Source organism: Bacillus sp. JJ1566 (assembly GCF_036962685.1).
Lineage (GTDB): Bacteria > Bacillota > Bacilli > Bacillales > Bacillaceae_L > Ferdinandcohnia.
In genome coordinates this window covers 1-26,622 of the sequence record NZ_JBALOP010000004.1, presented here as the reverse complement: position 1 = coordinate 26,622, position 26,622 = coordinate 1, and the positions used below count along the sequence as shown (strand labels likewise).

Annotated in this window: 28 protein-coding genes and 2 riboswitches; of the genes, 24 read left to right on the top strand and 4 right to left on the bottom strand. The window is 37.6% G+C overall.

Annotation, left to right across the window (positions count from 1 at the left end; genetic code table 11):
- The first annotated feature begins 13 nt into the window (after nucleotides 1-13).
- From spoVAD to lysA, 5 genes are all read left to right on the top strand, one after another.
- Entirely contained in the window at nucleotides 14-1,018 is a 1,005-nt protein-coding gene (spoVAD, locus tag V7112_RS03375; RefSeq protein WP_335415442.1) for a stage V sporulation protein AD, read from the top strand.
- 236 nt (nucleotides 1,019-1,254) lie between these two features.
- A complete protein-coding gene (gene spoVAE / locus V7112_RS03370; RefSeq protein ID WP_335415439.1) occupies nucleotides 1,255-1,605 on the top strand; it encodes a stage V sporulation protein AE in 351 nt (116 codons plus the stop codon).
- Nucleotides 1,606-1,610: 5 nt separating this feature from the next.
- Nucleotides 1,611-2,213 (top strand): stage V sporulation protein AE, encoded by a 603-nt coding sequence (locus V7112_RS03365; protein ID WP_335415435.1) that lies wholly within the window; start codon nucleotides 1,611-1,613, stop codon nucleotides 2,211-2,213.
- Nucleotides 2,173-3,645, top strand: coding sequence for a spore germination protein (locus V7112_RS03360; protein WP_335415434.1), 1,473 nt, complete (start codon nucleotides 2,173-2,175; stop codon nucleotides 3,643-3,645). Before V7112_RS03365 ends, V7112_RS03360 begins: the two co-directional genes overlap by 41 nt.
- A 179-nt stretch (nucleotides 3,646-3,824) precedes the next feature.
- Nucleotides 3,825-5,144, top strand: coding sequence for a diaminopimelate decarboxylase (gene lysA / locus V7112_RS03355; RefSeq protein ID WP_335415432.1), 1,320 nt, complete (start codon nucleotides 3,825-3,827; stop codon nucleotides 5,142-5,144).
- Between the two features lie 51 nt (nucleotides 5,145-5,195).
- Here lysA and V7112_RS03350 read toward each other — a convergent pair whose 3' ends face one another.
- A complete protein-coding gene (locus V7112_RS03350; RefSeq protein WP_335415429.1) occupies nucleotides 5,196-6,065 on the bottom strand; it encodes a DUF1002 domain-containing protein in 870 nt (289 codons plus the stop codon).
- A 193-nt stretch (nucleotides 6,066-6,258) separates the two neighbouring features.
- On the opposite strand from V7112_RS03350, the gene V7112_RS03345 reads away from it, so the two are divergent.
- From V7112_RS03345 to V7112_RS03320, 6 genes are all read left to right on the top strand, one after another.
- Nucleotides 6,259-6,693, top strand: a complete 435-nt coding sequence (locus V7112_RS03345; protein ID WP_335415426.1) for a peptidylprolyl isomerase — start codon at nucleotides 6,259-6,261, stop codon at nucleotides 6,691-6,693.
- A gap of 457 nt (nucleotides 6,694-7,150) precedes the next feature.
- Nucleotides 7,151-7,338, top strand: a riboswitch (FMN riboswitch).
- Between the two features lie 183 nt (nucleotides 7,339-7,521).
- Nucleotides 7,522-8,616 carry a bifunctional diaminohydroxyphosphoribosylaminopyrimidine deaminase/5-amino-6-(5-phosphoribosylamino)uracil reductase RibD gene (gene ribD, locus V7112_RS03340; protein WP_335415423.1) on the top strand — a complete coding sequence of 365 codons (1,095 nt, stop codon included), beginning with the start codon at nucleotides 7,522-7,524 and terminating at the stop codon, nucleotides 8,614-8,616.
- 4 nt (nucleotides 8,617-8,620) lie between these two features.
- Nucleotides 8,621-9,277, top strand: a complete 657-nt coding sequence (gene ribE, locus V7112_RS03335) for a riboflavin synthase (RefSeq protein ID WP_335415420.1) — start codon at nucleotides 8,621-8,623, stop codon at nucleotides 9,275-9,277.
- Between the two features lie 14 nt (nucleotides 9,278-9,291).
- Nucleotides 9,292-10,461: a bifunctional 3,4-dihydroxy-2-butanone-4-phosphate synthase/GTP cyclohydrolase II gene (locus V7112_RS03330; RefSeq protein ID WP_335415417.1), complete on the top strand. Its 1,170-nt coding sequence runs from the start codon at nucleotides 9,292-9,294 to the stop codon at nucleotides 10,459-10,461.
- Nucleotides 10,462-10,500: 39 nt separating this feature from the next.
- Nucleotides 10,501-10,968 carry a 6,7-dimethyl-8-ribityllumazine synthase gene (gene ribH / locus V7112_RS03325; RefSeq protein WP_335415416.1) on the top strand — a complete coding sequence of 156 codons (468 nt, stop codon included), beginning with the start codon at nucleotides 10,501-10,503 and terminating at the stop codon, nucleotides 10,966-10,968.
- A gap of 178 nt (nucleotides 10,969-11,146) precedes the next feature.
- Complete coding sequence (locus V7112_RS03320) at nucleotides 11,147-11,524, top strand: GNAT family N-acetyltransferase (RefSeq protein WP_335415413.1); 378 nt, start codon at nucleotides 11,147-11,149, stop codon at nucleotides 11,522-11,524.
- An 11-nt stretch (nucleotides 11,525-11,535) separates the two neighbouring features.
- On the opposite strand, the gene V7112_RS03315 is transcribed toward V7112_RS03320, so the two are convergent.
- Entirely contained in the window at nucleotides 11,536-12,063 is a 528-nt protein-coding gene (locus V7112_RS03315) for a DUF309 domain-containing protein (RefSeq protein WP_335415410.1), read from the bottom strand.
- A 311-nt stretch (nucleotides 12,064-12,374) separates the two neighbouring features.
- Entirely contained in the window at nucleotides 12,375-12,464 is a 90-nt protein-coding gene (locus V7112_RS03310) for a YjcZ family sporulation protein (protein WP_335415407.1), read from the bottom strand.
- A gap of 223 nt (nucleotides 12,465-12,687) precedes the next feature.
- Here V7112_RS03310 and V7112_RS03305 point away from each other — a divergent pair, with 223 nt between their 5' ends.
- From V7112_RS03305 to V7112_RS03295, 3 genes are all read left to right on the top strand, one after another.
- Entirely contained in the window at nucleotides 12,688-13,443 is a 756-nt protein-coding gene (locus V7112_RS03305) for a segregation/condensation protein A (protein WP_335415402.1), read from the top strand.
- Nucleotides 13,444-13,445: 2 nt separating this feature from the next.
- Complete coding sequence (gene scpB / locus V7112_RS03300; protein WP_335415399.1) at nucleotides 13,446-14,036, top strand: SMC-Scp complex subunit ScpB; 591 nt, start codon at nucleotides 13,446-13,448, stop codon at nucleotides 14,034-14,036.
- A 74-nt stretch (nucleotides 14,037-14,110) separates the two neighbouring features.
- Nucleotides 14,111-14,527, top strand: coding sequence for a hypothetical protein (locus V7112_RS03295; RefSeq protein ID WP_335415617.1), 417 nt, complete (start codon nucleotides 14,111-14,113; stop codon nucleotides 14,525-14,527).
- A 47-nt stretch (nucleotides 14,528-14,574) separates the two neighbouring features.
- Here V7112_RS03295 and V7112_RS03290 read toward each other — a convergent pair whose 3' ends face one another.
- Entirely contained in the window at nucleotides 14,575-15,387 is an 813-nt protein-coding gene (locus V7112_RS03290) for a DUF2935 domain-containing protein (protein ID WP_335415396.1), read from the bottom strand.
- Nucleotides 15,388-15,690: 303 nt separating this feature from the next.
- Here V7112_RS03290 and V7112_RS03285 point away from each other — a divergent pair, with 303 nt between their 5' ends.
- From V7112_RS03285 to V7112_RS03240, 10 genes are all read left to right on the top strand, one after another.
- On the top strand, nucleotides 15,691-16,569 hold the full coding sequence (locus tag V7112_RS03285; RefSeq protein WP_335415392.1) for a superoxide dismutase: 879 nt from the start codon (nucleotides 15,691-15,693) through the stop codon (nucleotides 16,567-16,569).
- Nucleotides 16,570-16,821: 252 nt separating this feature from the next.
- Nucleotides 16,822-17,967, top strand: coding sequence for a D-alanyl-D-alanine carboxypeptidase family protein (locus V7112_RS03280; protein ID WP_335415389.1), 1,146 nt, complete (start codon nucleotides 16,822-16,824; stop codon nucleotides 17,965-17,967).
- A 2-nt stretch (nucleotides 17,968-17,969) separates the two neighbouring features.
- Nucleotides 17,970-18,569, top strand: a complete 600-nt coding sequence (locus V7112_RS03275; RefSeq protein ID WP_335415387.1) for a nucleoside recognition domain-containing protein — start codon at nucleotides 17,970-17,972, stop codon at nucleotides 18,567-18,569.
- Nucleotides 18,566-19,096 (top strand): spore maturation protein, encoded by a 531-nt coding sequence (locus V7112_RS03270; RefSeq protein ID WP_335415384.1) that lies wholly within the window; start codon nucleotides 18,566-18,568, stop codon nucleotides 19,094-19,096. The genes V7112_RS03275 and V7112_RS03270 overlap by 4 nt, the downstream gene beginning before the upstream one ends.
- A gap of 153 nt (nucleotides 19,097-19,249) precedes the next feature.
- A complete protein-coding gene (gene rluB / locus V7112_RS03265) occupies nucleotides 19,250-19,984 on the top strand; it encodes a 23S rRNA pseudouridine(2605) synthase RluB (protein ID WP_335415381.1) in 735 nt (244 codons plus the stop codon).
- Nucleotides 19,985-20,138: 154 nt separating this feature from the next.
- A complete protein-coding gene (gene resA / locus V7112_RS03260) occupies nucleotides 20,139-20,669 on the top strand; it encodes a thiol-disulfide oxidoreductase ResA (protein ID WP_335415379.1) in 531 nt (176 codons plus the stop codon).
- A gap of 13 nt (nucleotides 20,670-20,682) precedes the next feature.
- Nucleotides 20,683-22,344, top strand: coding sequence for a cytochrome c biogenesis protein ResB (locus V7112_RS03255; RefSeq protein ID WP_335415376.1), 1,662 nt, complete (start codon nucleotides 20,683-20,685; stop codon nucleotides 22,342-22,344).
- 2 nt (nucleotides 22,345-22,346) lie between these two features.
- The gene (gene ccsB, locus V7112_RS03250; protein WP_335415373.1) at nucleotides 22,347-23,519 is read left to right on the top strand and encodes a c-type cytochrome biogenesis protein CcsB; all 1,173 of its coding nucleotides are present in this window, start codon (nucleotides 22,347-22,349) and stop codon (nucleotides 23,517-23,519) included.
- Between the two features lie 178 nt (nucleotides 23,520-23,697).
- Nucleotides 23,698-24,414, top strand: coding sequence for a response regulator transcription factor (locus tag V7112_RS03245; protein WP_335415370.1), 717 nt, complete (start codon nucleotides 23,698-23,700; stop codon nucleotides 24,412-24,414).
- Nucleotides 24,411-26,195, top strand: a complete 1,785-nt coding sequence (locus tag V7112_RS03240; RefSeq protein ID WP_335415368.1) for an ATP-binding protein — start codon at nucleotides 24,411-24,413, stop codon at nucleotides 26,193-26,195. Before V7112_RS03245 ends, V7112_RS03240 begins: the two co-directional genes overlap by 4 nt.
- A 98-nt stretch (nucleotides 26,196-26,293) precedes the next feature.
- Nucleotides 26,294-26,510: riboswitch (cobalamin riboswitch) on the top strand.
- The last annotated feature ends 112 nt before the right edge of the window (nucleotides 26,511-26,622 follow it).

Genomic DNA, 26,622 nt, shown 5'->3' with positions numbered 1-26,622 from the left:
GGAGTGGGCATAGATGAGGCTAGTTGGAAAACAGACGTGGGTATTTGAAAATCAAATATTTTTAAATTCAACAGGGACAGCTGTGGGACCAAAAGAAAGTGCAGGACCCTTAGGTGCCAGTTTTGATATAAAATATGAAGATTTACATTGTGGCGAAGATTCCTGGGAATCTGCTGAAAGAAGGCTAATGGTAGACTCAATTGATTCTTGTCTCCAAAAGGTGAACTTATCAAATGAAGATATTGATTTCTTTTTAGCTGGAGACTTATTAAATCAAAATGTTACGACAAACTATGCGGCCAGACATCATCAAATTCCATTAATCTGTATGTTTGGAGCTTGTTCAACTTCTATGGAATCCCTAGCAGTTGGTTCAGCACTTGTTGATGGCGGATTTGCAAACAGAATCCTAGCATCGACGAGCAGTCATAATGCAACGGCCGAAAGGCAATTCCGATATCCAATCGAGTATGGTGGGCAAAAGCCAGATACTGCAACCTTTACTGCTACAGGTGGTGGAACAGCTTTAGTAAGTAAAGAGAAAGGACCGATTCGGATAACTTCAGCAACGATAGGAAAAGTGATCGATTTAGGAATGACAAATCCTTTTGATCTTGGTTCAGCGATGGCACCAGCAGCAGCTGATACCATTACTCGACATTTTCAGGATTTAAATATCAATCAAGATGAATATGACTTGATTGCGACTGGAGACCTCTCTGGTATTGGAAGTCCAATTCTAAAAGAAATGGTAAAAGAAGAAGGCTATGATTTGGGCAACAAACATAATGACTGTGGGTTGATGCTTTATCACTCAGATCAAGAAGTGTTTGCCGGGGGAAGTGGCTGTGCTTGTTCAGCACTTGTTACGTACGGGCATATCGTAAAAGAGCTTATTAGTGGCAATTTAAACAAGGTTTTTATTGTTGCAACAGGTGCACTTCTTAGCCCAACCATGATTCAACAAAAGGAAACCATTCCTACTATCGCACATGGTGTGGTGTTGGAACGAGTTTAATTTATTCATTACTCTTTTATAAAATGGTGGTATGAATGTATCAACACAATAAAATTCAGTAAGGGTTCAAACCTAGCTGAATAAAATTAGCCTCTGGCGGATGCCTCGATTTTTAAAAGGAAAATTTTCGAGCTTAAGATCAAAGACTAAGTACGCCACATCCTGTGGCANNNNCGTGTGGGCCTAAAAAATCGGGCGCAATACGCTAAGGCGCATTTGATGGTGGTGAGTTGGAAATGGAATATTTATACGCATTTTTAGTCGGTGGAGCAATATGTGTGATTGGACAGCTCTTACTTGATTTTGCAAAATTAACACCTGCTCATGTAATGAGTGTTTTTGTCGTAGCTGGAACAATTTTGGATGGGTTTAATGTTTACGACAATTTAATCGAATTTGCGGGCGCTGGAGCGACTGTTCCAATTACAAGCTTTGGGCATTCCCTTTTACATGGTGCGATGGAAAGTGCTGAAGAACATGGATTAATTGGTATCGCAATGGGGATATTTGAATTGACTTCCGCTGGCATATCCTCGGCTATTTTGTTCTCTTTCTTAGTTGCACTGATTTTCAGAGCGAAAGGATAGGATCTATGAATGAAACTAGAAGAAAAGTGATTCTAGTAACAGATGGTGATGAATATGCACAAAAGACATTAGAATATATAGCAAAAGAGGTTGGGGGACGATGTATTTCAAAATCCCAAGGAAACCCAACAACTCTAACCGGAAAAGAAATCGTGAAACACATTCTAGACACCCCTTACGACCCTGTATTTGTTATGTTTGATGATAGTGGGTTATTGGGGGAAGGAACGGGGGAGCAGGCATTAAAGCATGTAGCAAAGCACCCTAAAATTGAAGTGTTAGGTGTTATAGCAGTTGCGTCAAAAACCCATCAAACAGAATGGACAAAGGTTGACATCTGTATTGACAGAGACTTAAACCTTACGGAATACGGTGTTGATAAAAGCGGGATTACTGAATATGATATTGGTCGAATTAATGGAGATACGGTGTATTGTTTAGACGAGTTGGATGTGCCCATCATCGTGGGTATTGGAGATATTGGAAAAATGGCACGTAAGGATGATCTTAAACTAGGTGCTCCCGTAACAAGAAAAGCAGTGGAATTAATACTTGAAAGGAGTGGTTATGATCGGACAAGAAAAGAAAATGACCCCAATCTCTCCTGATATAGTCAAAAATGATAAATATTTCGAATCACGTATAGGTTTAGGTACTACAAATTTTGATATCGGTGTTAGAAGGATTAAGATTTTAAATAAGGAAGTTCATCTTTATTATCTAAATGGACTTTGCGATACCGCATTTATTGTTCAAATTTTAGAGGAATTAGTAAATATCAATGATAATGAAAAGAACACAAATTTGGCCTTCCAAATCATTGAGAACCGCCTTGTTCATCAACAAGTAAGCACGATCAAGAATCTTGATGAGGCTGTTGATACAATCCTTTCAGGTCTAATCCTCTTTTTAGTTGAAGGGGAAGATTCAGGATTAGCTGTTGACGTACGAAGTTACCCAGGAAGAACACCGCAAGAGCCCGATACCGAAAAAGTGGTCCGTGGTGCTCGAGATGGATATGTGGAAAATATAATTGTGAATTGTGCACTAACGAGAAGAAGAATACGTGATGAAAGACTCCGTAATGAGATCATGCAGGTCGGTGAAAGATCAAAGACAGATATTTGTGTTTCTTATATACAAGATATTGCCAACCCAGGTTTAGTAAAACTAATTAAAAATGAACTTAGCAAGATTGATGTTGATGGCCTAACAATGTCAGATAAAACGATAGAGGAATTCTTAGTTCATCAAGGTTATAATCCTTATCCATTGGTTAGATATACAGAAAGACCGGATGTTGCAGCAACCCATTTACTAGAGGGGCATGTCATCATAATGGTTGATACGTCGCCAAGTGTAATTATCACGCCTACAACGATGTTCCATCATGTGCAGCATGCCGAGGAATATCGCCAAGCACCTGCAGTTGGTACGTTATTAAGATGGACAAGGTTTGTTGGTATTCTCGCCTCAATCTTTCTTTTGCCACTCTGGTTTTTATTAGTTTTAGAACCGGATATGATACCTAAGGCAATTGATTATATTGGTCCTAATGAAAAATCAAATATTCCGATAGTTGTTCAAATTTTTCTCGCCGATATGGGAATTGAATTTTTAAGGATGGCGGCGATACATACGCCAACACCATTATCAACAGCAATGGGCTTAATAGCGGCGGCATTAATCGGTCAAATTGCAATTGATGTTGGATTATTTGGGCCCGAGGTGATTCTTTATGTAGCCATTGCTGCAGTTGGTACATTTGCAACCCCAAGCTATGAATTAAGTGCTGCCAATAAAATTGCAAGACTATTTCTTTTAGTTCTAGTAGCAATTTTTAAGGTGCCTGGATTTATTATTGGTAGTACGGTCTATTTCTTGTTCTTGGCCAATATTCGGTCCCTTAATACGCCATATCTTTGGCCGTTTTTACCTTTTAATGGGAAGGCATTGCTGCAAATTGTAATTCGGACTTCTGTACCAGGAGCAAAGATAAGACCAAGTATCGTACATCCCCAAAAACCTTTCAAACAATAGTTGCGCCATATATTACGTTGTGTTAATCTTTTTTCATAGCACAGCGTTAAAGATGTTAAGACAGCTGATGACTATAAGTGATTGGCTGTCTTTTTCTTTATAAAGGCGGGATAAGCACGAAAAATGCTTTATCATTTTAGACTCTGATGAGTACTCTTTGATGGAATGAGGGGAATTAAATGTTTTTGCATGGAACAAGCAAAGTAAATGAAAAAAACCACTTAGAAATTGGTGGTATAGATACTGTAGAATTAGCAAAACAATATGGCACTCCTTTATATGTGTATGATGTTGCACTTATCAGAGAACGTGCAAGAAGCTTTCGTGAAACATTTAAACAACTAAATATTCCTGCGCAGGTAGCGTATGCAAGTAAAGCCTTTTCAACGATTGCAATGGTTCAGCTCGCCCACGAGGAAGGCCTATCCCTAGATGTTGTTTCTGGTGGTGAATTATTTACTGCTCTACAAGCGGGTTTTCCAGTGGACCGAATTCACTTCCATGGTAATAATAAAAGCTATGAAGAACTTGACATGGCGGTTAAACAAGCAATCGGATGTATTGTAGTTGATAATTTTTATGAACTTTCATTGTTAGAACAGGTTTGTATCGAAAATAAGTCAACGATGAAGATTTTATTGCGCGTAACGCCAGGTGTTGAAGCGCACACCCATGATTATATTACAACTGGGCAAGAAGACTCTAAGTTTGGATTTGGACTTGAAAACGGACAGGCAGACCAAGCAGTAGAGCAAGCGCTTCATTCAGAATACTTAGAGTTATTAGGGATTCATTCGCATATTGGTTCGCAAATTTTTGAAACAACAGGATTTTTAGTTGCTGCTGGTAAAATGTTTGCAAAACTTAAAGACTGGAAGGAACGTTTTGAATTTGCACCTAAAGTTTTAAATCTTGGTGGTGGGTTTGGCATTCGGTACACGGAAGAGGATAAACCACTTCCGGTGTCAAAGTATGTAGAAGCGATTATCGGGGAAGTAAAAAAGTTTGCTGATGATCTTTCTATTGATATTCCTGAAATTTGGATTGAGCCAGGTCGCTCAATGGTAGGAGATGCAGGAACAACGATTTACTCTGTTGGTTCTCGAAAAGAAGTACCAAACATTCGCCAATACCTTGCGGTTGACGGAGGAATGACGGATAATATCAGACCTGCATTATATCAAGCGAAATATGAGGCAGTTTTAGCAAATCGCGCCCTGGATCCTGTTGAAGAAACAGTTTCAATTGCTGGTAAGTGCTGCGAATCCGGAGATATGCTTATTTGGGATTTACCATTACCAAAAGCAAACTCAGATGATATGCTAGCAGTATTCTGTACAGGGGCATACGGTTATGCCATGGCTAATAATTATAACCGGATTCCAAGACCTGCAGTTGTATTTGTAGAGAATGGAGAAGCGCAGCTTGTCGTCCAACGTGAGAGCTATGAGGATTTAGTAAGACTGGACATTCCATTAAAATCAAAAGTTATCGAATAAATCGAACTAGAAAACCCACGAATTTGAATTCGTGGGTTTTCATTATGTTCATTATTTGAAAAAATTCTTTATGGCGTCAATTAGGTTTATAAAAAATTCTTTAACCTTATCCAAAAAGGTTTGCCCTTCTTCAGATTCAAGAAAATTTGTTAGCTTCTCTTTAGCTAAATTTAATTGTTCTCCAACCTGATTCCAGTCGATATTAAGTTCCATTAGCTTTTTAAAAAGGTTCATGAGTCGATCTATGTCAGCATCTGTTAACGTAATACCCAAGTCGTTTGCAGCATTTACAATAATGGTACGAAGTTCTTCATCGTTTTTCGGTGCGTTTTTAGCTATTTCATCCTTAATTTTTGCCATTAAGGCTGCAGCATCTTCAGCCCCGAATTTCTCACTTAATTTTGTGGTTTCAACCATTTCTTCATTAGCAATCTGCTTAACATCCTCAGGTATTACTTTGTCTGAAGAAATCTCATAAGCTTTAATAATTCCGGTTAATGCTGCTGTTCCGGAAACATCAAAAGGTCCAGTTACATAGATTTTTGCATCCTTCACCCCGGCTGTAATCAATGCATTAGCATACATTTCTTCTGTAATTAGAGTGATATGTTTTGAAATTGTTACATCTAACCCAGAACCTTTTTCCCCAATGGTAATCGAAGCAGATGATAGGGCTTTGTTCCCGATTCTTGCTTTTGGTATATAGCTTCCAAGGTATTGATGTTCTTCCGCATTTGTGACAACGACAATCTGAGGGTTCTCAGGTGCGTTCATTTCTTTTAGGATTGTTTCTTTTTGAGTTTCGGTTAGGTCTTCACCAAGTGTAATAATCACATCTCCAGGTGCAGCGTCTGCGAAGCTAAGTGATGGAAAAATGAGTGAAAACACAAGTAAAATCGAGAGTATAAATCTATATCTCAAACTAGGTTCCTCCTTTAATTATTCAAAAACTAGGTTATCCATCGTTCATATTATACAATATTCGTTACTAAAAATATCTATTTGACCTCTATTATGAAAAACGCCTCCTTTCACATTGGATTATTCCACCCATTTATAGTAAAATGAACCTGTTCAATACATATGGACGAAAGAAAATAAGTGGAGGTTTCAAATGAAAAAAGCTAGCATTGAATTTGAAAATGGAGAAAAAATTGTAATTGAGTTATATTCAAATGAAGCACCTGGAACTGTAGCAAACTTTGAAAAGCTTGCAAACGAAGGGTTTTATAATGGCCTAACATTCCACCGTGTCATTCCGGGCTTTGTCGCACAAGGTGGTTGTCCGCGTGGAAATGGAACTGGTGGACCAGGTTATACAATTAAATGTGAAACAGAAGGAAATCCACATAAACATGTACCAGGATCATTATCTATGGCACATGCAGGAAAAGATACTGGTGGAAGCCAATTTTTCATTGTGCATGAGTCACAGCCTCATTTAGATGGTGTACACACTGTTTTTGGTCAAGTAATTGAAGGACTGGATTCTGTGTATCGTATTAAACAGGGTGACGTAATGAAAGAAGTTAAAGTTTGGGAAGAGTAATACTATTCAGCAGAAGTCAAACTTCTGCTGAATAATGTTACTGCCTCCGGCGGATGCCACGATTTTTCAAAGGTAACTTTTCGAGCAGTAAGATCGAAGACTAAAGACGCCACATCCTGTGGCAACGTCTTCATGACCCACATCGTGTGGGCCTAAAAATCTGGCGCAAATACGCCAAGGCGCATTTGATTCAGGCACAACATGTCTATCTTGTTGTGTCTTTTTCTTTGTCTTATAATGATTCTTGAGGTGAAACGAAATGGGTAAAGGAAGATGGACAGTATTATTTGTTCTGCTTTTTGTGGCGATTGCCTGGGGAGTTATTTTTTGGCTGTTTATCGCATAGTTAAACATTCCATATGAATTCAAAAATACATATCTGTATCGTAAAGTATTAAATTCGACAAAATAAGAGTACTTTATGTTATACTATTTTACATCGCTAAAAGAATTAAATATTTTCCTTCGGGGTTAGGTGAAATTCCTTACCGACGGTGATGAACAATTGTTCTAAGCCCGTGACCCATTTTAATATCAGCATATTTTTTTCCGATAGGCACTATGCCATGAGTGATTTCATTTAAAATGGTGGACTTGGTGAGAATCCAAGGCCGACAGTTAAAGTCTGGATGGGAGAAGGATGTTAGTACGGTATGTGAAGAAAATTTGCCCATAATACCTTTATTTGTGTTGGGTAAAAAATACATAATCTGCTGCTTAAATAACATCGACCAAGACCCCGGATTTTTTCCTGAGGTCTTTTTGTTTTGGAAAATAGATGAAATCCCCGAATTAAGTACATGATAAATAGAAAGGAGTGCAGATAACGTGAGAGATCAAGATTATATGAATTTAGCGATAAATGTAGCGAAGGCTGGTGTCGGCCAAACAACCCCAAACCCTGTAGTTGGTGCAGTCATTGTTAACGACGGAAGAGTTGTAGGGATTGGAGCACACTTGAAGGCCGGAGAACCTCATGCCGAGGTACATGCGATAAGGATGGCTGGAGAAAAGGCACAAAATGCAACTGCGTATGTAACATTAGAACCTTGTAGTCATCATGGAAAAACTCCACCATGCGCGGATCTACTAGTTGAGAATAATGTGAAAAGGGTTGTAATCGCAACGACAGATCCCAATCCACTCGTTGCTGGAAAAGGCATTGCCAAATTAAAAGCAGCCGGAATCGAAGTTGAAGTAGGGGTATGCAAGGAACAAGCTGATGCATTAAACGCAGTCTTTTATCATTTTTTAGAAAAAAAGATCCCTTATGTAACCTTAAAGTCAGCCACCACACTTGATGGGAAAACAGCAACAGTTACTGGTGAAAGTAAATGGATAACTGGTGAGGCAGCAAGAAATGATGTCCATTTATATCGAAGTATCCATGATGGTATTCTTGTCGGGGTTAATACTGTGCTTGTTGATAATCCTAGTTTAACAACAAGGCTTCCGAATGGCACAGGTAAAAATCCGGTTCGTATCATCTTGGATTCGACTTTAAGAACACCTCTTGACTCACAAGTCGTTAACGACGGCAAGGCAGAAACTTGGATTATTGTTTCTAATCGAGTAAACGAGGAGAAAATGAATGAATTCTCCGGTAAAAATGGTGTTCGGATTATCCAATTACAGGAGTCGAAAATCTCAATCAACACCATACTTGCCCGATTAGGTGAAGAAGGTATTTCCTCCATTTATGTTGAAGGTGGAGCAGAAGTGAATGGCAGCTTCTTAAAGGAAAAGGCAATTAATCAACTTATCGTCTATCTCGCACCAAAATTAGTAGGTGGAAAACTAGCCCCCACATCGATTGGTGGAACGGGAATTGAATCCATCGATGATGCATTACAATTTACAATTAAATCTGTTGAACAACTCGGTGAAGACGTTAAAATCGTAGCAGAACGAAAGATAAGGTGAAAAAATGTTTACAGGGATTGTAGAAGAAATCGGGAAAATTAAGGCGATGAATGGATCACAGGACTCAGTTGAAATGGTGATTCAGGCTAAAAAAATTCTAGAGGATGTGCATTTAGGCGATAGTATTTCGGTCAATGGAGTATGTTTAACTGTGACTGAATTTACATCTGATGGTTTTACAGTTGATGTAATGCCTGAAACAGTTAACTCAACGTCATTGCGTGATTTACACCGAAATCATCCCGTTAATCTTGAGAGAGCAATGTCTGCTAATGGACGTTTTGGAGGGCATATCGTTTCTGGGCATGTGGATGGCATCGGAAAAATCGTCCGAAAAGAACCGAAGGGGAATGCCGTGTATTATGAAATCGAAATTCCCGAAGAACTTATACAGTTTATGATTTATAAAGGATCTGTTGCAGTAGATGGGACAAGCTTGACCATTTTTGGACTTACAGAAAATACGTTTACTCTCTCGTTGATCCCTCATACGCTAACAGAAACAATTTTACATAAAAAAGGTGTAGGAGACATTGTAAACATTGAATGTGACATGCTTGGGAAATATGTAAGCCAATTTATGCAACGATCCATGGTAAATGAAAAATCAACTAAATCAAAGATCACCGCAAGCTTTTTAGAAGAAAACGGCTTTAAATAAAAGGGGGAACAATCATGTTTGATTCAATTGAAGATGCACTTGCCGACCTACAACAAGGAAAAGTAATTATTGTATGTGATGATGAAGATCGTGAAAATGAAGGAGATTTTATTGCAATTGCTGATAGAGCAACACCAGAGGTTATTAATTTTATGATCACGCATGGACGTGGACTCGTATGTACTCCTATTACAAAGTCATTAGCGAAAAAATTAAATCTAGAACCAATGGTTGCGCATAATACGGACCCGCATGGAACTGCTTTTACAGTAAGTATCGACCATAAAACCACCACAACAGGTATCAGTGCAATTGAACGTTCAACAACAATTATTGAACTGCTTAACCCAGAATCAAAAGCATCAGACTTCAAAAGACCTGGACACGTTTTTCCTTTAATTGCAAAGGAAGGGGGAGTACTAAGAAGGGCCGGTCATACAGAAGCAGCAGTCGACTTAGCCGCCCTTTGTGGGTCAGAACCAGCTGGAGTAATCTGTGAAATAGTTAAAGAAGATGGAACCATGGCGAGGGTTCATGATTTACGAAAGATTGCAGATGAATTTAACCTAAAAATGATTACGATCGAAGAATTAATTCGTTATCGAAATCAGAAGGAAAAGCTGGTGAAAAGAGAAGTTGAAGTTTCATTGCCGACTGAATATGGAGACTTTAAAGCGATTGGATACACTAGTCTCATTGATGGAAAGGAACATGTTGCATTTGTTAAAGGTGAGATAAGTGAAACAGAACCAACATTAGTGAGAGTCCATTCAGAATGCTTAACTGGAGATGTATTTGGTTCTAAGCGATGTGAGTGCGGACCACAGCTTCATGCTGCATTACACCAAATTGAGCAAGCGGGTTCAGGAGTACTCTTATATATGCGTCAACAAAGTAGAAGCGCTAGTTTAATAAATAAAATGCGTGCCTACAAACTCCAAGTAGAAGGTGATGAAACCGTCGAAAATAATGAACAGCTTGGAACCTTACCAGAATTAAGGGAATATGGTATCGGTGCTCAAATTCTTAGAGATTTAGGAATAAAGAAAATGAAGCTATTAACGAATAACCCAAGAAAAATCACTGGGCTTGAGGGATATAATTTAGAGGTAGTTCAGCGTATTCCAATTCAAATTGAAGGTAAAGTAAGCAATGAAAAATTAGGGCATATTTTTCATTTTTAAAAAAATAGACACAAATACCGATAACACAGGAGGATAAAGATGAATAAAATTTATGAAGGACATTTAGTTGGCACAGGCTTAAGAGTAGGGATTGTAGTAGCTCGATTTAATGAATTCATTACAGCAAAATTATTAACAGGCGCACTTGATGGGCTTAAAAGACATGGGGTTGCAGATGAGGATGTTGAAATTGCTTGGGTTCCAGGGGCCTTTGAAATTCCTTTAATTGCTAAAAAAATGGCTGAATCAAGCAAATATGACGCTGTGATTGCGTTAGGTACTGTTATTAGAGGCTCTACATCCCACTATGACTTTGTTTGTAACGAAGTAGCAAAAGGATTGGCATCAACTGCACTGGCGACTGGAAAACCTGTCATGTTTGGTGTTTTAACAACTGATACAATTGAACAAGCAATTGAAAGAGCTGGAACAAAAGCAGGGAATAAGGGATGGGATTCTGCTGTATCTGCAATTGAAATGGCGAATCTAGCACGTTCATTCGAATAATTCACGAGAGCCTGTATAAATTAAGTAAATTTTGGATATAATTTAAATTTAAGGGTATACCAAAAAGACTATGGAAAAAAAACAAGGATAATGGTACTCTTAATAAATGTATGAAGCTTAGTCCAAAAGTAATAATGGTAATACTATTTGGAAAGTTTTTCGATAATGAGGGATTTATATGTTAATTCGTTATAAAAAGAATTATGAGAAAATCGCAATGGGGCTTCTTTCATTTATGCCGACCGAAAAGGACCTAAAGAACCTGCAAGCAACGATGAAGCAATATGATGAAGATGACACACAGCAGCTATTCTTATGGAAAGAAGAAGATATTGTAGGAATTATCGGAACAACAATCCATGACGGAAATCTTGTAGAAATTCAACATATCTGTGTGAATCCATCCCATCGATACCAAGGCATTGGTAAACAGATGGTGAAGGCACTAAAAGAGCATTTTCCAGATCGTGAATTACGATCAAATGAACATACAGCAGCTTTTTTTGAGAAATGTGATTTCTCAGAGGATGAAAAATGCGAAGAGGGACAGTCATAAGACTGTCCTTTTTAGCTATTGTCTCGTTTTTTATGTTTTAAAATGATTTGTTTTTGTCGTTCTGCAATAACATCACTTCTGTCTCGTAATGTATGTTTGTGAATTAATTCCTCATCTGATAAGTCACTTGCTTCTCCCCATGATTTCCCGGTTCGAGTAGCTTTGGAAATACATGCTGCCAATAGATTATCTGTTAATGGTAAATCTATACTTTCATAGGGTGTACCAATTTCAATATCATGAAATTCCTTTTGTAACACTTCGATCATCTCATCAACCTTAAATCCTAATTGAACTAATTCGGATTTCTGATCTTTACAGATCGTAAGAGCACTTTTCATCATTTTGAGCGCACCTGCGATATTTCCGCGGCGATAGTGATAAAGTGATACTGCAATCTGAATTAAACCTACCCAATATGGTTTTCTTTCAGGAACAGGATCTTCTTTCCAATGTTCTTCCAATATTTCATGGCATTCAAAATAGTCACGGTCACAGTGAAAATGAACTAAATAATCAATAAATGCTTGTGGAAACAAGTGGGATCACACACCTTTTAACACTATGTAAGTGTAGTTTAACATATTAACGGTTCCCACAACATGGAAAAAATAAAGTGTTCAGCAAATGCCGAACACTCTATCGTCATTTTAGTTTTTTAATGTCTAGCTGCAGCGCCTAGCCCCTCGAGGTCAAAAAGCCTGTGGCAAGAAAAGTCAAAGAGCGACTTTTTTGTCACAGAACTTTTGCATGTCGGACTTGCACAGGATGTGCTGACATCGACGTTCGCCACAGGACGTGGCGGTTTTTAGTCGATGTTCATCTTCCAAGGCGCTTATGCATTTCGTTTTTAAAACCAAGCAGCACCAACGATAATTAAAAGAATAAACAATACTACGATTAAGGCAAATCCGCCTCCGAAGTTGCATCCGTCACCCATTTATAATACCTCCTTAATATTCTTGGTTACACAGTTATAGTATGACTTTTCCTAGTTCTTGTGTGGGCGGGTGTCCATAGCAATATTATTTTTTCTGAAAAATATTTGGGACAAATATGCAAATCCAGTTGTGGCTTGAATGTAAATTATGTTCTATACTAATTATTGTGTTAAAATAAAAAGATATGAAACTGTCAAGAAGGGTATTTTTGGTGAGATGAGCATGGATTTACATTACAGTGTAAAAATTGACTCTTTTGAGGGTCCATTAGACCTTCTTTTACATTTAATCAATCGATTAGAAATTGATATTTACGACATTCCAGTTGCAGAAATTACAGAGCAATACTTAATATATATACATGCAATGAAAGAATTACAATTAGATATTGCAAGTGAATACCTTGTTATGGCTGCGACACTTTTAGCAATTAAAAGTAAAATGTTGCTTCCAAAACAAGAGGAAGAGCTTATCGAAGGAGATTCAGAGTTTGATTATGAAGAAGACCCTCGAGAAGATCTGATGAACCGCCTGATTGAATACCGCAAATATAAGAATGCTGCTGAAGATCTGAAAGTTCTAGAAGAAGAACGTTCCCAATTGTTTACAAAGCCTCCAAGTGATCTAAGCGAATTTACTAAGGATGTCACCATTGATTATTCATTAGATGTGAATATCTATGACATGCTTGGAGCATTTCAAAAGCTCATGCGTCGAAAAAAATTGCAAAGGCCGTTATCAACAAGAATCACAAGACAAGAAATACCTATCGAAAAAAGAATGGAAGAAATTGTTAATGAACTAAAGGGATATCGTGGAAAAAAGAAATTTACAGAGCTTTTCCCATACCATGATAAAAATCATATTGTTGTCACATTCCTTGCGCTTCTTGAATTAATGAAAAAAAATGTTTTGTTAATTGAACAGCAGAACAATTTTTCAGAAATTTATATATCGAGTATGGAAAGGGATTTTTAGTAATGAAATTAATAGATTGGAAAGCCATTGTCGAGGGGCTTCTTTTTGCAGCTGGAGACGAAGGTTTGACATTAAAACAAATGGCAATGGTTTTAGAATTAAATGAAAAAACGGTTTTGGACATTGTCAATGACTTAAAGGATGAGTACAGACAAACAGGCCGTGGCATAAATCTAGTTGAGGTTGCTGGAACCTATCAACTAACAACAAAAAAAGAACATGCCGGTTATTTGAAAAAACTAGTAGAGTCACCTACTTCGACCTCCTTATCACAGGCTGCATTAGAAACACTTGCGATTATTGCCTATCGTCAGCCGATAACACGTGCAGAAGTCGAAGAAATACGTGGAGTGAAGACGGAAAGACCGATCCATACATTAGTGGCAAAAGCGCTAATCAAAGAAGTAGGGCGTGTTGAAGGTACAGGAAGAGCCATTTTATATGGAACAACGAAAGAGTTCTTAGAGTATTTTGGATTAAAGACATTGGAGGAATTGCCTCCACTTCCTGAAAAAGTGGATGAAGACTATATTCAAGAGGAAGCAGACCTCTTTTTTGAGAGATTCCAAGAAACGATCGAAGATTCAAAATAATTCACCTTACATATGCTAACTATGGTAATATGTAGATAATCTATATGGAAAATCGTGGCGAGTGGGGTGGAACTGTGTTAATAAAAAAGTGTAGTGGATTTGAACTTGAAAAAACGTTGAAAAATACTTTTGAGGACTTTTTTAACCAGTCTGAAGTAACATTTGTGGAAGATGGGGAGGAAAGGACCTTACAAGTACTTTATTTACGTTATTTTGATGAACAATTTACATCATTTACTCCTTTTACCGAAGACCCAGTTTATAAAATTGATACAAAAGAGGTTTATTTTAAGGATCTTGTAGCACTTGTATGCTTACTGCAAAATCCTAAGTATCGTCATCGGAAACGTATATATTTAAATGAACAAAAGCAATTTGAAGAGCATTTTAAAGAGATTCAATTTGATAGACTAAAAGAAATTCTTACACATCTGCATCACAAAAATAGCTATGAAGTAAAATCACCATTAGAATTTATCCAACAGGCATAATAAACGAACCCCAATTGTTATTCAGTATCCTCAATTGGGGATTTTTTTTATTCCTGAACCCGTGGCTTTGTGGGGTCACAATTTGGTTGATTGATTTCTTTTGTCGAGTTAGCTAATTTGATTAAATAATAGCATTCTTCCCTTGCCATATGGTCGGCCATGAGCGGGGTCATGACACCTAAAATCTCTTTATTTAATTCCATTTCCTCTAATTCTTCCAAGAAGGCTTTAAAAATTTTCATTTCTATTTCTACATCATTATTAAATCTGGTAAGTGCAGGGAACTCATATTGGCTCGTACGTAAGAAACCAACCATTTCTACTGCTTTTAGGTAAAAATCCTCCCATTCCTTCATAAATTTCTCGCTTTTTTGAAGTAAATCCTTTTCTACACGGTCTAAGTTTGATACAATCCCACCCGCATGTCCTGCAGCATCTAATAGCCAAATAAGATGATGATGAAGTGCGTGTGTTGATGGTACATTTTTACCTTCCGCTAAAAAGTGAGATACACGCAGCCATTCCTCTAATTCATTAACCATATGATTAATAAAGGAAGGGGAAAGGCCGATTTTTACTTTTCCAACTAATTGATTTTTTAAAATATCTAATTTTAACCCTCGAAGCTGTTCTGCAGCAGTTCTGCCTTCCTGGATAATTGTGATGATTTGATTTGGCTCTAAAGGTCCTCTTGCCGAATCCAATAAACGATCAAAGCTTATGATAAATTGTTCCGTTTTCCCAATTCTTTCTTTTTCACTCGGTGCTAAGGAATCATGTAAAAACCGACTATGGTCACCTAGTACCTGCATCCAAAACTGAGTTTCAAATAATGCTTCCTCATGAAATGAGCGATTCATTTTGTCTACCTCCTTAATTACATGCGAAAATAAGCATTCGCCAAGTTTTCTATAGTATCTGTTTGTGAAAATGGAATCATAGGTGAATCACGGTTTCAATTGTTCATGTGAGAGTCACGAAAATAGGTAAATTGCATACGATAATGACGATTAACATTATTCAGTCGGGGTGCTGCCCCGACTAAATAATATTAAAGCCTCCGGCGGATGCCACGATTTTTCAAAGGAAGTTTTTCGAGCACGCTCGAAAAAAAATCGGGCGCAAATACGCCAAGGCGCATTTGATTCTGAGGGAGGATTATGATGGGCAGTCCTGAAATTTATGTGGAAGATGTGAAGAAATGGTTTTTGGAAATAAAAAAGCAATTTGAAAATGAACGGAATGAAGACCTTCAAACTGAACTAACGAATTTTTCAAATTACCTTGATTCTATTGGGGAAGAGATAACGCCGACTAGTTTGCTTGAGTTGCAGACAGAGGTAGAGAATCTTTATCATACTGGATTACGATTTGCAGAACAATCCGATGATATTGAGGAAGTTCAGGAGATGAGAAGGGTTGGAATTGGACAGCATACTTTGCCGCCTCTCCCATATAACTATGATGCATTAGAGCCATATATATCAACAGAAATTATGAGACTTCATCATGATAAGCACCATAAGAGCTATGTTGACGGTTTAAACAAGGCTGAAAAAATGATGGAAAAGGCTCGTAATACAGGTGATTATGAGCTATTAAAGCATTGGGAAAGGGAAGCAGCCTTTAATGGTTCAGGTCATTATTTGCATACGATTTTCTGGAATGTCATGAAGCCAAAGGGTGGAGGTATGCCAGGGCGTGAATTGCTACGCCAGATTAATAGGGATTTTGGCAGCTTTGAAGTCTTTAAGAGACATTTCAGTGAAGCAGCAAATAAGGTGGAAGGAGTAGGCTGGGCTATTTTGGTTTGGTCACCAAGAGCGGGTCACCTAGAAATTCTACAAGCAGAACGTCATCAATTCATGACCCAATGGGATACGATTCCATTACTTGTTCTAGATGTTTGGGAACATGCCTATTATCTTCAATATAAAAATGTTCGTGCCGACTATGTGAAAAATTGGTGGAATATTGTTAATTGGAATGAAGTAGAACATCGATTTAATGAAGCATCAAAACTTCAATGGAAGCAATATTAAATCATAATTTATGCTGACCAAGCGTTGGTCAGTTTTTTTGTGTTTTTTTCATATATTTTTTGTAGTCTAGCTGCAGCGCCAAGAAACTCGAGAAACTTCAACTCCTCCGGCAGAGGCAAAGAACGCCTCTTAGTCGGAGTCTCCAGTTTTCTCGTTTCTGAACAAGGCGCTTTCGCTTTTCAAATTTTTATTCATATAGTTGGACATGTTTTGCATACACTTTTACAAAACGGCAAAAGGGACGGGGATCGAATGACATTTTTTCGCAGAAAATTTTTTCCGCTTATCATCATTGTTATGGTTCTCATAGGCTTCCTTCCTCAAAAAGCGAGTGCACTTTCTGTTAGTGCGAAAGGTGCAATCTTAATAGAGCAAGAGTCTGGTAGAATTTTATTTGAAAAAAATGCCCATCAACGAATGAGAATTGCTAGTATTACAAAAATCATGACAGCCATTATCGCCATTGAATCAGGAAAACTGAACGAAATGGTAAAAGTAAGTAATAATGCTGTTCGTGCAGAAGGTTCTTCCTTATACCTTAAGCCAAATGAGCAAATAAAGCTTGAGGACTTAGTGTATGGATTAATGTTACGCTCAGGTAATGATGGTGCAGTTGCGATTGCTGAGCATGTTGGCGGAAGCCTAGAGGGCTTTGTTTTTCTGATGAACCAAAAAGCCGCAGAAATTGGTATGCAAAATACAGAATTTGCAAATCCACATGGTTTAGATGATCATGAGAATCATTTTTCTTCGGCCTACGATATGGCGATTCTAACGAGATATGCGATGATGAATGAAAAATATCGGGAAATTGCTGGTACAAAGGTACACCGTGCTCCAAATCCAACTGAAAAATGGGATCGGGTTTGGAGAAATAAAAACAAGCTGCTTACGAAGCTATATCCGTATAGCACTGGTGGAAAAACAGGATATACAAAAAGGGCAAAACGGACCTTAGTATCTACGGCATCAAAGGATGGCGTAAATTTAATTGCAGTAACGATTAATGCCTCTGATGACTGGAATGATCATATGAATATGTTTAATGGAGCATTCGAAACTTATAATCTAGTGAAGGTTGTCAAAGAAGGCGACCTTCAAACAGATAACAGTTTTTACAAAGGTAAAGTGTTTGTCGATCATGATTTCATGTACCCCTTGACTTCAGAAGAGAAAAACGAGATAAAACTCGATGTCCATTTGCTTGAGCCTGATAATAAAGAGTGGCGGAAACCTGAAAATGTCCCTAATATTGTAGGTACACTGACCGTGAATCTTGGAGATGAGACAATCGAAGAAATGCCTATTTATTTTGATAATGGTAGAGTTGACAGGCCAAAGGAAACGTTCTGGGAAACTCTAAAAAGTATTTTTTTAGTAATTTTAGGGGTTAGATGACGATGGTGAATATCATATGGGTAGCAATGACAATTATCGGGATTATCTTTGCAATGGTAAATGGAACGATAAGTGAGGTAAATGAAGCAATCTTTAAGGGGGCTTCAGAGGCTGTCACCATCTGTATAGGATTAATTAGTGTACTTGTTTTCTGGTTGGGACTGATGAGAATAGCACAAGAAGCCGGCTTATTAGAAAAACTGTCAAAATTATTTCGCCCCCTAGTTAGTCGTTTATTTCCAGAGGTACCAGTCGACCACCCAGCCATGGGGTATATGCTTTCAAACATGATTGCCAATATGTTTGGGCTAGGTAATGCTGCGACACCAATGGGAATCAAAGCGATGGAGCAACTAAGAGTGCTAAATGGCGGGAAAACATCCGCTAGCCGCTCGATGGTTACTTTTCTAGCAATTAATACCGCAAGTGTAACGCTTGTTCCAACTACAGTAATTGCGATCAGGATGACCTATGACTCTGCAAATCCCACTGAAATTGTAGGACCAACTCTAATCGTAACCATTGTTTCGGCAATCGGTGCGGTATTAATTGATCGGTATTTTTATTATCGTAGAGTGAAGAAAGGTGGCGCCCAAAAATGAGCTTGATTAATACCTTATCACTCTGGCTAATACCTGGAATCATTGGATTTATACTTTTATATGGAACGGCGAAACGAATTCCAACCTATGAAACGTTTGTAGAAGGTGGAAAAGAAGGAATTAAAATTGCCTTCTCAATCATGCCATTTTTAATTGGAATGTTAGTTTCCATTTCCATTTTTAGGGCGTCTGGTGCCATGGATTTCTTCATTAATTTAATCCGCCCAGCCTTGGAATTCGTTGGATTCCCAGCAGAAATCGCCCCGTTAGCTTTAATTAGGACAATGTCTGGCACAGCAGCTTTAGGAATGACAACGGATCTAATAGCTACATATGGTCCCGATTCATTTATCGGTAGACTTGCATCTATCATGCAAGGAAGCACAGACACTACCCTTTATGTACTAACAGTCTATTTTGGAGCAGTCGGAATTAAAAAAATGGGTGATGCCCTAAAAGTGGGTCTACTAGCTGATTTACTAGGAATAGTTGTTAGTGTCATTGTAGTTACTTTAATATTTGGTTAAAAAAACACGTGAAAACGTGTTTTCTTTTTTACTGCCTTCTTTTATGCTCCAAGTGCGTTCTTATAGGATAGTTCTTGGCTGGGCATACTAAAGAATGTTTTTATCTTGTACAAATACTAAGAAACAAGTAAGATGTTTAAGGGGTGAGCATAGATGGAACGTCTACAAAAAGTTATTGCACATGCAGGTGTAGCTTCAAGAAGAAAAGCCGAGGAGCTTATTGTTGCAGGTCAAGTTAAAGTAAATGGAAAAGTTGTGAAGGAGCTTGGAATAAAGGTAGGTTCAAATGATAAAATCGAAGTAAGCGGCATTCCGCTTGAAAGGGAAGAGCCTGTTTATTTTTTATTTTATAAACCACGTTCTGTGATATCAAGCGTGAGTGATGAAAAAGGGAGAAAGGTTGTAACTGACTTTTTTCCGGAAATTAAAGAACGGATTTATCCAGTTGGTAGGCTAGATTATGATACGTCTGGATTGTTGTTATTAACGAACGATGGTGAGTTTGCAAATCTTCTAATGCATCCTAAGTATGAGGTTGAAAAGGTTTATGTGGCGAAAATTAAGGGAATTCCACCTAAGGAAAAGCTTCGTCAATTAGAAAGAGGAATAAAGCTAGAGGATGGAAAGACTGCTCCGGCTAGAGTTAAGCTTATTTCGATGGACAAGCGTAAACAAACGTCTATTATCGAAATCAGCATTCATGAAGGAAGAAACAGACAAGTAAAAAGAATGTTTGAGGCGATTGGACATGAAGTAATGAAGCTAAAGAGAGAAAGATTTGGATTTTTAACCCTTCAAGGATTACATGCTGGTGAGTTCCGAGAACTTCTTCCGCATGAGGTTAAACAGATTAGGGCTTTAGCGAGTACGAAAGATAATCGTCTGTAAATAAATGCTTTCTTTTTTAAGTGAAACAGGTCTGTTAATAATGATTCTCAATTGTCACATAACCTTCAAAATATTTGCAATGTCAGTATGTTATAAAGTGCTATAATGGCAAAGAAAGTACACATTTATGCTAATAGATAAAGGGAGATTTCTAATGAACAAGAAAAAGCGACGATTAGTTATTCGAACCATCATATTGTTACTTCTCGCCGCTGCGCTCGTTTATACATTGTACATCAATTTCTTTACGAGTAAGGAAAAGGTAGCAGTTGGGGATATGGCACCAGATTTTGTTGTGACAGATTTGGATGGGAAAGAACACCATTTGTCAGAGTATAGAGGAGAAAAAGGTGTTTTTTTAAACTTCTGGGGAACATGGTGTGAGCCATGTCAACGTGAATTCCCATACATTGATACATATTATCAGGAATATAAGGATCAAGGAGTCGAGGTCATCGCTATCAACGTGGGTGAACCGAAATTCAGTGTGAATAATTTCATCAAAAAATACGAGTTATCATTTCCCGTTGCAATCGATAAGGGGAACCAGTTGCTAAATGCCTATGGAATTGACCCGTTGCCAACCACTTTGTTAATTAATAAGGATGGAAAAGTTGTTAAGATAATAACCGGTGAGATGACAAGCAAGATGGTGCGAGATTATATGGAGCAAATAAAGCCATAGGGAGTTATTTTTTATGGAAAATGTAAAATGCGAATGTGGGCATGTGAATCCACACGGTACTATTTTTTGTGAGGCTTGTGGAAAGCCTGTCCAAAGTGAAGAAACAATTCAGAATGATAAAGAGAAAAAGAATTTACTGGATATGAGGTATGAAGGGAGCGCAAGACGCTCTCAAACCTATAACAAAACAATTGTTGATAAAATTTGGAACTTCTTTTCTTCTGTAAAAGTTGGAATTTGGATCATCGTTGTTCTTTTGGTTGCTTCAGCACTAGGGACGATTTATCCTCAAGAATTATATATACCTCCTGCGATGAACCCAGCTGATTTTTATGAACAAGAATATGGTATAACTGGAAGATTATATTATCAATTAGGATTTCATAACCTTTATGGTTCCTGGTGGTATATGATTCTTATCGCAATGCTCGGTATTTCCTTAATTATTTGTAGTATCGACCGTGTAGTACCTCTCTACAAAGCATTAAAAAAACAAGGTGTTACACGCCATGAAAGTTTCTTGAAAAGACAGCGTGTTTACGGTAAAAACGCAGTTGAAAATATCGATAAGGACTTTGAAACAGTTAAGGAAAAGTTAAGAAAGAAACATTATTCTGTTCGTGAAGAAAATGGGAATGTTTTAGCAGAAAAGGGTCGTTTTTCAAGATGGGGCCCCTATGTAAACCATTGTGGACTTATTATCTTTTTAATTGGTGCAATGCTTCGGTTTGTACCTGGAATGTATGTAGATGAGGTTCTTTGGATTCGTGAAGGAGAAACTGCAAGTGTTCCAGGAACACATGGGAAATATTATTTAGAGAGTAAACGATTCCTAGTAGAAGTTTACGAGAAAGGTAAGGAAAAAGAAGTCTTTGATGAAGCGATTGAGCTTGCTGGGAATGGAATGGTTGTAAAAAACTATCAAACGGATGTTACGTTATATGAACGTACAGATGAAATCATCCCCGGTGTTGAACCAGAATTAAAAGAAATTAAATCTCATGAAATTCAGGTAAATGAGCCATTAAAGCATGACCATTATGCATTCTACCAAGTAGATTATAAATTAAACGAGTTTAGTACAATGTCATTTAACATGATTGACAAAGAAACGAATGAGGATTTTGGAACAATTACAATTAATTTAAGGGACCCGCAGGAAGAGTATGATTTAGGAAATGGATATCGGGTCGAGCTAGCAAGCTATTTTCCTGATTTCTTTTTTAATGATAAAGGTGAACCAGCTACAAAAACAAAGATTCCAAATAACCCAGCATTTGTATTTAAAATGTATGCTCCTGATAAACATGATGGAGAAATCAGCTTTGTTGCAATTCAGCAAAACATAGAACCATTGGGTGATAATAAATACAAAATGGCTTTTGCTGGCATAGAAATGAAGAATGTATCTGGATTAACAGTTAGAAGGGATTTTACTTTGTGGATCCTAGCTGTTGGTGGAGCAATCTTTATGATTGGGGTTATTCAAGGTTCATACTGGCATCATCGCCGTATCTGGATTCAGAGGAAAAATAACGAGGTTATTGTGGCAGGACATACGAATAAAAACTGGTTTGGCTTAAAAAATGAAATACGTTATGTTCTTGCAGACACAGGTATCTCGGAACCAATAGATCAAGTTGATGCGAAAAATAAGGAAACTAAGGAGGGATAAAAATGGCTGAATTAAGCTCAAATCTACTTTATGCTGCTTTTATTCTCTATCTTGTGGCAACCTTTGTCTTTGGTGGGGCAATAAGAGATAAGAGAAGCTCAAATGGATATAACCGCTGGTCACATATCGGGATCACTATCACCATCATTGGATTTGTTGCACAGGTAGGCTATTTTATAACCCGATGGATTGCATCAGGACATGCGCCAGTTAGTAATTTATTTGAATTTATCACATTCTTCGGAATGATGTTAGTCCTTGCATTCATCATCATTTATTTTATATATAAAACAAGCATATTAGGGCTCTTTACTTTACCTATTGCATTATTAGTTATTGCTTATGGTAGTATGTTTTCGAGAGAAATCTCTCCACTTATTCCAGCCTTACAAAGTGACTGGTTACACATCCATGTTACGACAGCTGCATTAGGTCAAGCCATTCTTTCAATAAGCTTTATTGCTGGGATCTTATATCTATTGAAATCTGTCGATCAGACTGTAAAAAGTAAGCAGACTTTCTGGCTAGAATTCGTTATGTATATTTTAGTAGTTGTTGTAGGCTTTGTATCAATTACAACTGCCTTTAATGTAATGAAATATGAATCTGTCTTTACATGGGTTGATAAAGAAGGCGCGAATGCTGAAATGGTGTATAAATTACCGGCATTGGTCGTACCTAATGAAGGTGAATTATTAACTGACGGAAAGTTTTCAACCGGTATTGAATTACCACCATTACTAAGTGCTAGAAAAGTAAACTCTGTTCTCTGGTCTGTTATTTCAGGTTCAATTCTATATGGATTAATTCGTTTAATTTTAAGAAAACGTGTTGGTGCCGCATTGCAGCCATTAACAAGAAGATTAAATCTAGATTTAGTTGATGAGATTGGATATCGCTCAGTTGCAATCGGGTTTCCGATATTCACACTAGGAGCGTTAATTTTTGCAATGATTTGGGCACAAATTGCTTGGACTCGCTTCTGGGGCTGGGATCCAAAAGAAGTATGGGCCCTTATCACATGGCTTTTCTATGCAGCCTTCCTACACTTAAGACTATCAAAAGGCTGGCATGGTCAAAAATCCGCGTGGCTTGCAGTCGTCGGATTCTTCATTATTATGTTCAATACGATTTTCGTAAATCTAGTTATTGCTGGTCTACACTCATACGCATAAGAAAAAAGCCTTCATCATCAGATGAAGGCTTTTTAATCCATTCTTTGTGTCGAATTTTCGACTTTTTATGTGCTTTAGAAGGTGAGTGTGATATATGTTATAGCAAATTATGAAGATTTTATGTACGATAGATATGTATAGAAATATTCTTTCGGAAAGAAAATGGAGGAATAAGAAAATGGAAAACGAAGCAAAAATTTTAGTTGTCGATGATGAAGAGAGAATTCGTCGTTTACTTAAAATGTATTTAGAGAGAGAAAATTATGCAATAGAAGAAGCAGACAATGGAAATGATGCCTTAGATAAGGCATTAAAAAACGATTATGATCTTATCCTTTTGGACCTCATGATGCCAGGAAAAGACGGCATTGAAGTATGTCGTGAGTTGCGTGAAAAGAAATCAACTCCGATCATTATGTTAACTGCCAAAGGTGAAGAAGTGAACCGTGTTCAAGGGTTTGAAGTTGGAACGGATGACTATATTGTGAAGCCGTTTAGTCCACGAGAGGTTGTTCTACGTGTCAAAGCATTATTAAGAAGGGCTTCCCTTACAACTTACTTGCAAACTGAAACAACAGCTAAGGATGTTATCGTATTCCCGCATCTAACAATTGATAATGATGCACACCGAGTCACTGCAGATGGAAAGGAAGTAGGTTTAACACCAAAGGAATATGAACTATTATGCTTCCTAGCAAAATCACCAGATAAGGTATTTGACCGTGAACAGCTGTTAAAAGAGGTGTGGCATTACGAATTCTTTGGTGACTTACGAACAGTTGATACACATGTTAAACGCTTGCGTGAAAAATTAAATAAAGTGTCTCAGGATGCAGCCAAAATGATTGTTACTGTGTGGGGAGTCGGTTATAAATTTGAGGTCGGCCAGGAATGAAATTTTGGCGAAGTGTTGTAGGAAAACTATGGGCAACCATTCTTTTATTGTTTTCCTTTGTATTATTTGTTTTAACGATTTTATTCATGGAGTATTTTGAGAATTATCATATCCAAGAAGCAGAAAGAAATTTAACCCAACTTGCAGCTAATATTGCTGTCATTATGGAGCAGCACGAGGACAAAGATATTGCTCGGAACATTGCATGGGAACTTGTGAATGATGAAACCAAGGTCATTATAGTAGCAGATGAAAACACATATTGGTTATCACCTGATCGGAGATCACTCTCAAATATCCCTGTAACGCTATTAACTGATGATCCAGACCTTAAACTTGTTATCACAAATGATCAAAACAAAAGCAAAAGGATCATCCTTCCGGAAAACGATAATGTGAATAAACAAAGCCAAGAACTATTTGTAGTTGGAGCTCCACTTCATATTGTAAATGACCAAAAGGGTGCCGTATATCTATATCAATCGTTAGATGTTGTTCAAAAGACTACCAGGGATACAGGCCGATTCATCATTTTAGCAGCAGGAATTGGAATTGTCCTTACGACAGTATTTGCCTTTTTCCTATTAACGCGTATCACAGCTCCTTTACGTAAAATGAGAGAAGCAGCTACAGAAGTTGCTAAAGGAAAATTTGATACGAAGGTTCCAATTCTAACACATGACGAAATTGGTGCTTTAGGATTAGCGCTGAATCAAATGGGAAGGCAATTAAAATATAATATGAATGCTCTTAATCAAGAGAAGGAACAGCTTGCAAGTATTTTAAACAGTATGGCGGATGGTGTTATCACCTTGAATCGAGATGGAACAATTTTGGTGACTAATCCACCAGCTGAACGGTTCCTTCAAGCTTGGTACTATCAACAGGGCATGTATCAAGATGTTGGAGAAGAACTTCCACCAGAAGTAAAGGATTTATTTCAACGTGCCGTTTCCTTTGAAAAGGAGCAATTTATTGAAATAAGCCTTCAAGGAAGAACATGGGTCATTTTAATGAGCCCTCTCTATAATCAAACATATATTAGGGGTGCCGTTGCAGTACTGCGTGATATGACAGAAGAAAGACGGTTAGATAAGCTACGTGAGGACTTTATTGCAAATGTCTCACACGAGTTAAGAACGCCAATTGCTATGCTTCAGGGCTATAGTGAAGCAATTATGGACGATATTGCAAGCTCTGAAGAAGAGAGAAAAGAAATCACGAAGGTTATCTACGATGAGTCACTGCGTATGGGGAGACTTGTCAACGAGTTATTAGACATAGCGAGAATGCAATCTGGTCATATTACTTTGAATAAAGAAAATGTTGATTTCGATTCGTTTCTCAATCGTGTGATTCGAAAATTCCAAGGGTTAGCTAAGGATAATTTAATAACTTTAACTGCAACAAAAGAAGAAATTATCGGTGAAATTTACATGGATCCTGACCGTATTGAGCAGGTATTTACAAATTTGATTGATAACGCAATTCGACATACAGATGAACATGGTAATGTTGAGGTTCAGGTAACAGGGCAAGAAACATCCATTAAAGTAGATATTAGGGATACAGGCTCTGGAATACCTGAAGAAGATCTACCGTTTGTGTTTGAACGCTTCTATAAGGCAGACAAGGCTAGAACGAGAGGGAAATCTGGTACTGGATTAGGACTTGCTATTGTAAAAAACATTATTGGGGCACACAATGGAAATATTTCTGTTCACAGTAAGCTTGGTGAAGGAACGGTATTTACATTTATCATCCCTCGAAAAAGTGATTAATTTGAAAGATCTTGGCGAAGATTCTTGTTTCATAAGAAACATTTATCTTGTAAAAGAATACTTCTTCTTGTAATATTAAGAATGTTAATTAAAAAATATAATAAATCAGAATTATAGGTGTCTGAGGATGAGGTTTTCATTCTCTTAGACTTAATAGGGAATCTGGTGTAAAACCAGAACTGCCCCCGCAACTGTAAAAGTGGACGAAATGAGAAGAACCACTGTATGAATGGATGGCAATGCTGTTTATCATATGGGAAGGACTCAAAGTAGAAAGAAGCTTAAGTCAGTAGACCTGCCTAATTCGAACTTCTTTTAATTCTTCGGGGTGTGGGAATTAACAATAAAGCTTTATGCTTTTTTGTTGTTTTTCTAAGTTATCAACAAAGCTCACCCACTACGGTGAGCTTTTTTATTAGTCTTTTTA